Raw genomic sequence first — 10,385 nt, forward strand, 5'->3', positions numbered from 1 at the left:
TACATGGAGCTGTCACAACTGCTTCAGCCGGTGATAGAGATTGCCCGGGCTTCCGGTCAGGTGATCCTGGATATCTATCAGCGTGGTGAATTTGAAAAGAACATAAAAAGCGATGACACACCGGTGACCAGTGCCGATCTCGCGGCGCACAAACTGGTCACTGAACGCCTGAGTGCACTAACCCCGGATATTCCTGTGCTGTCAGAAGAAGACGCTTCGATTCCGTTTGCTGAGCGTGGCAACTGGGAGCGTTACTGGCTGGTGGATCCGCTGGATGGCACACAGGAGTTCATTGCCGGGAGCGGCGATTTTGCCACCATTATCGCACTGGTGGAAAACAATCAGCCGGTGATGGGCGTGGTGTATGGTCCAGTTTCAGGGGTCTCTTACTATGCCGCCAAAGGTCATGGTGCCTGGAAGGTGATGCCGGATGGTGAAAAGCACCGCCTGTCTATCCTCAAGCATGAAGATGAACTCGCATCCCTGTCGATTGCGATCAGCCGTCGTCAGGACATCAAAGCGATCACTGACCGCCTTGAGCCTAGCCGTAACTATGATTTGGTGCCTCTGGGTTCTGCGGCGCTGAAGTCCTGCTTAGTCGCAGAAGGCGCGGTGGATTGCTACCTTCGCCTTGGCCCAACGGGTGAATGGGACACGGCGGCGACCCAATGCATCGTAGAAGAAGCGGGCGGACGTATTCTGGATATGACGCTTTCACCGCTGTCCTACAACGAGCGGGACTCTCTGGAAAACCCGAATTTCATTGTATTGGGTGATACCGAACTGCCTTGGCGACAGATTGTGAGATTAGAAGGTTAAACCTACTGGATTTCGCCATCGTTCAGCGACAAAAAACGGAGCAGAAGCTCCGTTTTTTTATTGCCTGTTGGCAAATCAGAACAGACGGTTAAGGCCGTTCAATGCTGCTACGCGGTAGGCTTCTGCCATGGTCGGGTAGTTGAAGGTGGTATTGATGAAGTAATCCAATGTATTTCCTTCGCCTTTTTGCTCAAAGATCGCCTGGCCAATGTGGATGATCTCCGCCGCACGCTCACCAAAACAGTGGATCCCCAAGATCTCTTTAGTTTCGCGATGGAACAGGATTTTCAGACTTCCCACATCCATGCCTGCAATCTGTGCACGCGCCAAATGCTTGAACTGTGCGCGTCCCACTTCATACGGCACTTTTGCTGCGGTTAGCTCCTGCTCGGTTTTACCCACGGAGCTGATTTCCGGAATGGTATAAATCCCGGTTGGGATATGGTCGATAAGGCGGCCTTTGGCCTGACCTTCTACCATTGCCTGAGCGACGATTCGCCCCTGATCGTAAGCTGCACTCGCAAGGCTTGGATAACCAATCACATCACCAACAGCATAAACGTGCTCTACTTCGGTGCCGTAATTATCGTTCACTTTCAGCTGGCCACGTGAATCTGCCTTTAAACCGACGGCTTTCAGGTTCAGCGCATCAGTATTACCGGTACGGCCGTTGGCAAACAGAATACAGTCGGCTTTCATCTTCTTGCCGGACTGTAGGTGCAGGATAACGCCGTCTTTGGTGCCTTCGATTTTCTCGTAGGTCTCATCGTTACGGATCAGAACGCCGCTGTTCCAGAAGTGGTAGGAAAGCGAGTCTGACATCTCGTTGTCAAGGAACGAGAGCAGACGGTCTCGGGTGTTGATCAAATCCACTTTGATACCAAGACCACGGAAGATAGACGCATATTCGCTCCCGATAACACCGGCTCCGTAAATGATCACGTGGCGAGGGTCGTGCTGCAGCGAGAGGATAGAGTCACTGTCGTAGATACGTGGATGTCTGAAGTCGACGTCTTTTGGACGGTAAGGGCGTGAACCGGTTGCGATAACGAATTTGTCTGCCGTGTATTTGTCGACACTGCCGTCCGCGGCTTTTACTTCAATTTCGTGCGTGCCACTGAACTTGGCACTGCCGTGAATGATGCTACAGAGGTTTCTGTCATAAAAGCCCTGACGCATGCGTGTCTGTTTGCCGATAACGGATTGGGCATGACCGAGAATGGCAGAAAAGGTACTGTGTACCTGCTTATTGTCGCCAGTATAAATCGGACTCTGGTTGAATTCGATAATACGGCTGACGGTGTGTCTCAACGCTTTGGATGGAATGGTGCCCCAGTGGGTACACCCGCCGCCAACGGTGCCTTCTTTTTCAATCACCGCGACGCGTAAACCCGCCTTGGTCAGACCCATTGCAGCGCCCTCGCCGCCGGGGCCACTGCCTATTACGATGACATCAAAATGGTTAGACGATGTAGGAGTCGCTTTGCTCATGTCCGTGTGGCCTTTTGTTTTCATTATGTTAAGGATTGCGGGCTAAGTGTAGCGCTCACAGGGCGTGGCGAGAATCAACTCGCTCTTATTCAGCGTAGGTGATCACGCTACTTAACGTAAAAACAGGCCGTTTATGATGTTAATTGAACGAAACATAGGTGATCTGATCTCGCTTCTCGGAAAGTGGAGTATAAGCACTGAACTCACTATAAAAACCGAGTATAGTTTGCGGTTAGATTTCATGAGGTAAAACACTGACGATGGGAATTAGAGCTCAACAGAAAGAAAAAACCCGGCGAACGCTGATTGATGCGGCTTTTAGCCAACTCAGCGCAGACCGAAGTTTTTCCAGTCTCAGTTTACGCGAAGTGGCACGTGAGGCCGGTATTGCACCGACATCGTTTTATCGTCACTTCAAGGATATGGACGAACTTGGTCTGACCATGGTGGATGAAGGTGGCTTGTTGTTGCGTCAGCTGATGCGACAGGCTCGTCAACGTATTGCTACCGAAGGCAGTGTTGTTAGAACGTCAGTCGAAACCTTCATGGAATTTATCGAAAGCAGCCCCAATGTATTCAGGCTGCTATTGCGTGAACGTTCAGGTACCTCTGCGGCTTTCCGCGCAGCCGTCGCACGAGAAATTCAACACTTTATCGCTGAGCTAACGGAATATTTCCAAGCGACAGGCGGATCGACCCGAGATGAAGCCTATAATCAGGCAGAGGCATGTGTCACTTTGGTATTCAGCTCTGGCGCAGAAGCGCTGGATTTGGACAAGCGTGCACGTGCTGAACTCGCGGAACGTCTGGTTACCCAGCTGCGCATTATCGCGAAAGGCGCATACTGGTACCGCAAAGAACGCGTACGCAATGCTCTCAAGGATAAGTTGTCTTCAGGCAGGTAAGTAATATGGAACAGAATCACCAATCAGAGCGTAAATTTCTCCTTCTCGCAGTGATCGCAGGTCTATGTGGTAGCGCATCACTGGCAACGCTTTTCATCGACAGCGTTGCATTCTCCATTTTCCCCATCATCGCCTTTGTTCTGGCGGTGTACTGCTTCTACCAGCAGCATGTTAATCAACCACTGACCGACGGCACACCGCTCATCGCGTTTGCCTGTTTTCTGGTTGGTGCGTTTGGTTACTCAGCGTTTGTACGCATGCAGGTACCAGAGTTGGGCGGTAATTTCTTCTCCATCATCGTGACCATGTTGTTGATATTCTGGGTGGCGTTCAAGATGGGCTGGCTTAGTGTCGGCGGCAAGAAAGAAGAAACGCCAGTCGAAGAGTAATGCTGACAACAAAAACACAAAAGGCGCCTTAGGCGCCTTTTTTCTCAGCGTTTTATTTGCGCTCGAGTAGAACACCCGCTTCCATGTGGTGTGTGTAAGGGAACTGGTCAAACAGCGCAAAACGTGTGATGCGATGTGTTTCTGACAGAATATCCAGATTCTCTTTCAGTGTCTCCGGATTGCAGGAGATATAAAGAATGCGGTCATATGCCTGCACCATGCGGCAAGTACCTTCGTCCATACCGGAACGTGGTGGATCGACAAAGATAGTGTTGCAGTTGTAGCTTTTCAGATCCACACCAGCTTGCTGCAAGCGGCGGAACTCGCGTTTACCTTCCATCGCTTCCGTGAATTCTTCCGCAGACATACGGATGATTTGGACATTGTCGATCTTGTTCGCTGCAATGTTCCACTGCGCAGATTCAACAGAAGGTTTAGCCAGTTCTGTTGCCAGCACGCGATCGAAGTTGTCTGCCAGTGCCAGCGAAAAGTTACCGTTTCCGCAGTAGAGTTCGAGCAGATCGCCTGTACTGTCCTGAGTACAATCCACTGCCCATTCAAGCATCTTCTCTGCCACTTTCCCGTTTGGCTGGGTGAAGTTGTTTTCAATTTGCTGGTAAGTCAGGGTGCGGTCGTTAACGCTCAGCTTTTCCACCACGTAATCGCGGTCAATCACGATCTTTTGCTTACGCGCGCGGCCAATCAGGTTCAGGTTGAAGCCTTCATCGTTCAGGCGTTGCTTCAGCATGCGCGCATTCGCTTCCCACTCTTCGTCAAGCTGACGGTGGTAAAGCATTGAAACCAACACTTCACCGCTCAGGGTAGACAGAAAGTCTACCTGGAACAGTTTGCGACGCAGGCTTTCAATCGGACGGATAGCATCAACCAGCAGTGGCATAAGATCGTTGATGATGCGGCTTGCCTGTGGGAACTGGTCCACACGGTACTTCTGCTTGGTCTCTTGATTGAACATGATGTAATAGAGGTCATCCCCTTCATGCCAGACGCGGAATTCCGCACGCATGCGGTAGTGTTTGTCTGGAGACGGAAACACTTCCAGCTCAGGCGCATTGAACTCGGCAAACGCGTCTTGCATACGCGCGATTTTCTCGTCCAATTGCGCCTGATATTGGGTGGTGTCAATCAGGGTATTGCTCATATTACCTAACCTGCATAACTAAAAATGAGCGCAAATTGTAAGTAGCGGAACCATATTGTCCAGCCTTTTCGCTGACTTTTTCGCCAGTAGAAGCGTAAACCTGTGCCTTGGGATAATATTGGCACACTTTAATCAGACCGAGCCTTGTCATGAGCTTTCGAAAACCAAAGAATCGCAAAGAGATTTGTTATCCGTTTATCTATGAGTCGGCGCTGACCTGCGACTATGAAATCCACACTGATGAGCTTTGCAGTCTGGTGGGGATGGCACTGGCAACCTTGCCGGAAGGTTTTGATGATGTGCGGGAAGATCTCGAGACCCTTCACCCGAAAATCTATCACCTCAATGGTTCGGTGCGTGGGAAGACGGCCATCTTTGAAGAAGATTTGGAATGGTTGCATGCGAGATACGACCATTACAACGAATTAAGCCGTGGTCGTATTAACCGCTTTGTGCTCCCGAGAGGTCCGGTTGGTGTCATGGCGTTGCATCAGTGCCGCACGGGCTCAAAGAAAACCGTGCGTCTGCTTCATCGCTTAGATGAATCAGGCGTGACCTTTGAGCCAGTACTGCCCCGTTTCGCTAATCTGCTTGCTAACTTCTTCTTCGTACTGACGGTGTATATCAAGATGAAGCTGGACGTAGAAGAAGTGGAGTTTGTCAGTCTCAGCTATTGAAAGCGCTGCCAAGCACAAATCACCCATTTCCCGGGCGAATGAGACCAAGTTCTCAATATCTATGTATCAATGGCGCGCTGACTCCTCTATACTCTGCGCGCTTTCACTCCAGCTGGGAATCCGGTGAGAATCCGGAACTGGCGCGCAGCGGTAAAGAGAAACGAAAGTGGCAAGGCGAAAGCCAGACACTGCATCTGAATGTGGGAAGTCGTCACTGTAGGTCGTCTCTAAGTCCGAATATCAGCTGGGTCACAATATGGTTTCAGGATCTCCTGACATCATTGGATACACGCGATATTTGGATCTGATATGTCTAAAAAGCTACTTGCGGCAGGTATGCTGCCATGGGCTGCGTTTGCGCACGCCGAATCTACTACTTCCTCTGTTGACGACACTATGGTCGTTACTGCTTCCCGATTTGAACAACCTATTTCTACTGTCCTAGCACCTGTTTCAGTATTAACTCGTGCGGACCTTGAAGAACTTCAAGCAAACAGCTTGGTTGATGCTCTGAAAACCCTACCAGGTATTGAGATTGGCCAAAGTGGCGGTCGAGGGCAGAATGCTTCAATTTTCTTGCGTGGCACCAATTCTAACCACGTCTTGGTGTTGGTAGATGGCGTTCGACTTCCTCGTACCATGTTGGGCACAATTGACTTCAACATGTTACCGTTAAATACAGTAGAGCGTATTGAAGTGATCCGAGGTTCTGGTGCGACCGTGTATGGTTCTGACGCTATTGGCGGTGTGATTAATATCATTACTCGCAATGATGCAGAGGCAACACGTTTTGGCATTGGTGGTGGTAGCTTTGGTTCTGCCTCAGCAGATGTTGGCGTTACCCGAAAATTGACAGAGAGCCTGTCTTTGCAATTGATGGGCGGTTTGGAATCAGTCGATGGTTACAACGTTCATCCAGATTTTGCAGCAACTGATGATAAGCATGGTTTTGAGAGCAAAAATGTCTCTCTGCGCTTAAGCTATGTTCCGAGCCAAAACTGGAACTCAAACGTCATTGGCCGTTGGTACCAAAACGAAGTTGAGTACGATAATTACGGCAGCAAAAAGAACTCATGGGTTGAAAGTACAACTATAGGTGCAGACTCAGGCTATACGTCGGGTAAGTGGAATACTTTGGTTCGCTTAGAGGTTGGTCAGCAAAAAAATTATGACTATGCCGATGGGCTAGCACCTTCCGCAGACAATTTGAATAGTGAAATCCGCCAAATCCACTCAAGCCTGACTTCTCGCTACCAAGCGAAAGAGAACTTGGCAGTAACGACGGGCGTTGATCTGACACTGGAGAAATATCTCGACGGTAGCTTCATCTCGATTGATTCTATTGAAGACAACCCTCGCCAGAACATTGGCGTGTTCGGTTTAGTAAATTGGAATATTACAGACAGTATCCTGTTGGAAGGCAGTACTCGCTACGATGATAATGACCAGTTTGGTAGCAACACCACTAGTATGATTGCCGCAGGTTGGACCATTAATAAAGACTACCGCCTGTTTGCTAGCTATGGCACTGCATTTAAGGCTCCTGGCTTTGACAAGCTTTATGGCTCAAGCGGTAACATTAATTTGCAGCCTGAGGAGTCAGAGAATGTAGAGGTTGGTCTTGAGGGAGCGATGTTTGACGTAAACTGGAGCTTGAATGGTTACATCAACACTATTGATAACCTGATCGTTTATGCGGGAACTTGGCCAAACGGTAAAAACGAAAACGTCGAAGAAGCTCGTATCAAAGGTATTGAGCTGATTGCAGATTTCGACTTGGGGCCAGTATATAACCAAGTGTCACTAGAGCTTCGTGATCCAAAAGATCTGTCAAAGAATGAGCAACTAGCGCGTCGAGCAAAAGAAGTAGCGAAATGGCGCACTTCAGTATGGTTGGGTGATGTGTTGCTGGGTACTCAGTTTATGTATCAAGGCGAGCGCCCTGACTTCTCTGGTGGTGATATTCTGGATAGCTACTCTGTTTGGGATTTAACTGCGCAGTATGACATTTCGAATAACATTACCCTAGGTGGTAAAGTGGCCAACCTGTTTGATGAAGAATACGAAACTGCGGGAGGTTATCCCGCGGCAGAGCGTTCCTTCTATATCGATTTGAACTTTGCATATTAAGCATCAGTTTTCAAAGCCGCCATCAGGCGGCTTTTTCTTTGTTGGAATGAGGAATGAAAAAACGCGTCATTATCAGTTGGTCATCCGGTAAGGATTCAACCCTGACACTGTGTCGACTGTTGGAAGACGATCGTTATCAAGTTGTCGGATTGTATACCACCTACGTGGCGGGAACGGTTCCTTTCCAGGCCACGCCCATCAATGTTGTCAAAGCGCAGGCAGCAAGCATTGGATTGCCTTTGGTGCTTATCGAACTGAACGAAGTCTTTCCTCCCAATGATGTTTATCAGAAGAGGGTTGTCGAAGGTATACGCAGTAGTGGGCTAAATGTCGATGCAGTGGCGTTTGGCGATATGTTCTGTAATGGCATTGAAGAATACCGCAGAAGCTATATTGAACCTCAGGGCTGGGAGTGTGTTTTTCCATTGCTCGGTGAGGGAAGTGAGGTACTTGCAAACGAAGTCATTGCTTCAGGCATTAAGACCACACTTTCTACCGTTGATACCTCTCAGTTGGATGGAAGGTTTCTTGGCTGGGACTATAACGCCAATTTGTTAGCTGAGCTTCCGGATGGCTGTGACCTTTGTGGCGAAGACGGGGAGTTTCACACTATCGTTACCGATGCACCTTGCTTTCAATATCCTCTGGATATTGAGATCACAGGTTTTCAGCGGGAAGGGAGATTCCACCACCTTAGCTATCATCTCGTCAGGTGAAAGATTCAAATTCGCTGACGTGCAAAGTATGATTGCGTCGCAAGCGGATAACAAAGGGTTATAGCGTGAAGAGTGTGCTGATTTTTGATTCTGGTGTAGGTGGCCTTTCTGTGTTTAAGGAAGTGGCTCAGGTATTGCCGGAACAGCATGTTGTCTATGCCTTCGATAACGAAGCCTTTCCTTATGGAGAGCTGGCAGACGATGTGCTTGTCCAACGTGTGTGCGGAATGGTGTCAGCTATCTGTGATGAGCATGATATTGCACTCGTGATTATCGCCTGCAACACAGCCAGTACTCTGGTGCTTCCACATCTCCGCTCATTACTGAGTATTCCGGTTGTTGGTGTTGTTCCTGCAATTAAACCTGCTGCTATGTTAAGTAAATCTAAATGTATCGGTCTTTTAGCAACGCCAGCTACGGTAAGACGATCCTATACCCATCAACTGGTCAAAGAATTTGCGCCCGATTGCCAAGTAGAAATGGTTGGCTCAACAGAGCTAGTACAAATGGGAGAGGGAAAATTACGTGGTACGCCTGTTGATAAGCAATTATTAAAACAAGTGTTGGCTCCGTTTATTAATAAAACAGACTGTATTGTATTGGGATGCACGCATTTCCCATTACTCAAAGAAGAAATTGAAGACATTCTGGGCGAACAGTGTCTGGTAATTGATTCAGGAAGCGCAATAGCAAATCGTGTAGCGACATTATTAAAAGAGGAAGATCAAAAGACCTCCCTCAGCAAAGCTAAACATTTTGTTTTTAGCAGTGCTCCAGTTAAAGAAGAGGAAGCGCTAAATCAGGAACTGGTAAAGTTGGGGTTCGCAACTATTAACCGCGCTCCGATTTTCTAGGATCATTCGCCTCTCTAACTTTTAGCGTCCTTTCTCCATATTCACTGTTGTTTAATGCCTCTATTGCTTCAGGGGCATCTCCCGCTGCAATCACGACAAACCCAAAACCACGTCGCTTCCCTGTACGCTTATCTTTCATCAAGCGCACGGCAAATACTTCACCATGTTTAGAGAACAATTCCTTTACGTCATTCTCATTAGCACGGTAAGGAAGGTTACCTACATAGATGGTTTTGCTAGTAGAAGGGGTAGAGTCTGAAATATCGCTTGAAGATTTAGTAGAAAAAAGAGAAATGGCAATACCTGTTGTAATAGCACCAAGAGCAAATGCATAACCAGTACTGGCAATTAAAGTAGAGTTGTTTAAAAGCAATGCACCAAGCAATGCAATGGCTGCAGTAATAAGCAAGCTGATAGATGTTTTCATAATCGTCTAAAGTAAACGTCGGTTAGAAGAAATAGCATGAAGAATTGAAATCAATGCTGACTAAAATAAATACAATTGTCGGGTTGATATTACGGATATTGAGTTCTTATTGCTAGTAAGTGAATGTGACGGCTATCTAATGTTGCAATTTGTTGTGTTTTTCAAAGTTTAGGTTGAATTGTGTTCAATCGGAAAAAAAACCAATAAAAACCCTTGCCAATGTGATCCTGGTCTCTATAATGCCGCCTCACCGACACGGGGAGCGGCTTCCACAGCGGAAACGCCCACTCAAATCGGTACGGCGAAGGCCTTAAAAATCGAGTTGAAATAAACGCTTGACGCGCTGTTTCGAATCAGTAGAATGGCCGCCCGATTCAAAGGGAAATTCACCCCGAGAGGCAAGTCAATAAGGTGTTTTGAAAGTTGCGAAAGCAACGCTGAAAAATCTCAAAATTTCTTCTTGACTTCATCGCCCGGCAGCGTAAAATTCGCAGCCCTGACGGTGAGAAGCGACGCTTCTTCAAGTCAACGTTCTTTAACAATTTGACCTATGCAATCTGTGTGGGCACTCGTAGTTGATAGACAAAAGATTTATCGATGTTTACTGAGTGACCAAACGAAATAACTTCGGTTATATCGGCACAGTCAATTCGTTCTGCTCTTTCTTTAGTTTGTAGAGAGGGGTTAGAACACAACAGTATTTCATCGAGCCGCCTTTGTTCACTTTTTCAAAGTGAGGAAGGGCAAAAAAATTCTAATTGAAGAGTTTGATCATGGCTCAGATTGAACGCTGGCGGCAGGCCTAACACATGCAAGTC

General features: G+C 47.9%; 10 protein-coding genes, 1 rRNA gene and 1 riboswitch. Of the genes, 8 read left to right on the plus strand and 3 right to left on the minus strand.

All coding sequences use genetic code 11. The features are described from left to right. Window positions 1-3: 3 nt before the first annotated feature. A complete protein-coding gene (gene cysQ, locus GMA8713_RS10075; protein ID WP_046305057.1) occupies window positions 4-819 on the plus strand; it encodes a 3'(2'),5'-bisphosphate nucleotidase CysQ in 816 nt (271 codons plus the stop codon). 75 nt (window positions 820-894) lie between these two features. On the opposite strand, the gene sthA is transcribed toward cysQ, so the two are convergent. Then, entirely contained in the window at window positions 895-2,310 is a 1,416-nt protein-coding gene (sthA, locus tag GMA8713_RS10080) for a Si-specific NAD(P)(+) transhydrogenase (RefSeq protein ID WP_062708773.1), read from the minus strand. 260 nt (window positions 2,311-2,570) lie between these two features. Here sthA and fabR point away from each other — a divergent pair, with 260 nt between their 5' ends. Continuing rightward, complete coding sequence (gene fabR / locus GMA8713_RS10085; RefSeq protein WP_062708777.1) at window positions 2,571-3,215, plus strand: HTH-type transcriptional repressor FabR; 645 nt, start codon at window positions 2,571-2,573, stop codon at window positions 3,213-3,215. A 5-nt stretch (window positions 3,216-3,220) separates the two neighbouring features. After that, a complete protein-coding gene (locus GMA8713_RS10090) occupies window positions 3,221-3,604 on the plus strand; it encodes a YijD family membrane protein (protein WP_062708780.1) in 384 nt (127 codons plus the stop codon). A gap of 52 nt (window positions 3,605-3,656) precedes the next feature. On the opposite strand, the gene trmA is transcribed toward GMA8713_RS10090, so the two are convergent. Beyond that, the gene (trmA, locus tag GMA8713_RS10095; RefSeq protein WP_062708783.1) at window positions 3,657-4,763 is read right to left on the minus strand and encodes a tRNA (uridine(54)-C5)-methyltransferase TrmA; all 1,107 of its coding nucleotides are present in this window, start codon (window positions 4,761-4,763) and stop codon (window positions 3,657-3,659) included. A 149-nt stretch (window positions 4,764-4,912) separates the two neighbouring features. On the opposite strand from trmA, the gene GMA8713_RS10100 reads away from it, so the two are divergent. The 4 genes from GMA8713_RS10100 (at window position 4,913) to murI (ending at window position 9,140) form a co-directional block, all read left to right on the plus strand. After that, on the plus strand, window positions 4,913-5,440 hold the full coding sequence (locus tag GMA8713_RS10100) for a cobalamin adenosyltransferase family protein (protein WP_062708786.1): 528 nt from the start codon (window positions 4,913-4,915) through the stop codon (window positions 5,438-5,440). 76 nt (window positions 5,441-5,516) lie between these two features. Then, window positions 5,517-5,703: riboswitch (cobalamin riboswitch) on the plus strand. A 46-nt stretch (window positions 5,704-5,749) separates the two neighbouring features. Beyond that, window positions 5,750-7,570, plus strand: a complete 1,821-nt coding sequence (locus GMA8713_RS10105) for a TonB-dependent receptor domain-containing protein (RefSeq protein WP_084387697.1) — start codon at window positions 5,750-5,752, stop codon at window positions 7,568-7,570. Between the two features lie 53 nt (window positions 7,571-7,623). After that, on the plus strand, window positions 7,624-8,286 hold the full coding sequence (locus GMA8713_RS10110; RefSeq protein ID WP_062708789.1) for a Dph6-related ATP pyrophosphatase: 663 nt from the start codon (window positions 7,624-7,626) through the stop codon (window positions 8,284-8,286). Between the two features lie 65 nt (window positions 8,287-8,351). After that, a complete protein-coding gene (gene murI / locus GMA8713_RS10115; protein ID WP_084387698.1) occupies window positions 8,352-9,140 on the plus strand; it encodes a glutamate racemase in 789 nt (262 codons plus the stop codon). On the opposite strand, the gene GMA8713_RS10120 is transcribed toward murI, so the two are convergent. Next, window positions 9,118-9,567, minus strand: coding sequence for an RNA recognition motif domain-containing protein (locus tag GMA8713_RS10120; protein ID WP_062708794.1), 450 nt, complete (start codon window positions 9,565-9,567; stop codon window positions 9,118-9,120). The two genes, murI and GMA8713_RS10120, sit on opposite strands and share 23 nt — an antisense overlap. 755 nt (window positions 9,568-10,322) lie before the next feature. Between GMA8713_RS10120 and GMA8713_RS10125 the strand changes: the two genes are divergently transcribed. Next, a 16S ribosomal RNA gene (locus tag GMA8713_RS10125) occupies window positions 10,323-10,385 on the plus strand; the annotation flags it as partial.

Source organism: Grimontia marina, from assembly GCF_900060185.1.
Lineage (GTDB): Bacteria > Pseudomonadota > Gammaproteobacteria > Enterobacterales > Vibrionaceae > Enterovibrio > Enterovibrio marinus.

Bases quoted from the DNA above. Each gene is read 5' to 3' on its own strand.
- cysQ (WP_046305057.1), top strand. From the start codon at position 4: ATGGAGCTGTCACAACTGCTTCAGCCGGTGATAGAGATTGCCCGGGCT.
- sthA (WP_062708773.1), bottom strand. From the start codon at position 2,310: ATGAGCAAAGCGACTCCTACATCGTCTAACCATTTTGATGTCATCGTA.
- fabR (WP_062708777.1), top strand. From the start codon at position 2,571: ATGGGAATTAGAGCTCAACAGAAAGAAAAAACCCGGCGAACGCTGATT.
- GMA8713_RS10090 (WP_062708780.1), top strand. From the start codon at position 3,221: ATGGAACAGAATCACCAATCAGAGCGTAAATTTCTCCTTCTCGCAGTG.
- trmA (WP_062708783.1), bottom strand. From the start codon at position 4,763: ATGAGCAATACCCTGATTGACACCACCCAATATCAGGCGCAATTGGAC.
- GMA8713_RS10100 (WP_062708786.1), top strand. From the start codon at position 4,913: ATGAGCTTTCGAAAACCAAAGAATCGCAAAGAGATTTGTTATCCGTTT.
- GMA8713_RS10105 (WP_084387697.1), top strand. From the start codon at position 5,750: ATGTCTAAAAAGCTACTTGCGGCAGGTATGCTGCCATGGGCTGCGTTT.
- GMA8713_RS10110 (WP_062708789.1), top strand. From the start codon at position 7,624: ATGAAAAAACGCGTCATTATCAGTTGGTCATCCGGTAAGGATTCAACC.
- GMA8713_RS10120 (WP_062708794.1), bottom strand. From the start codon at position 9,567: ATGAAAACATCTATCAGCTTGCTTATTACTGCAGCCATTGCATTGCTT.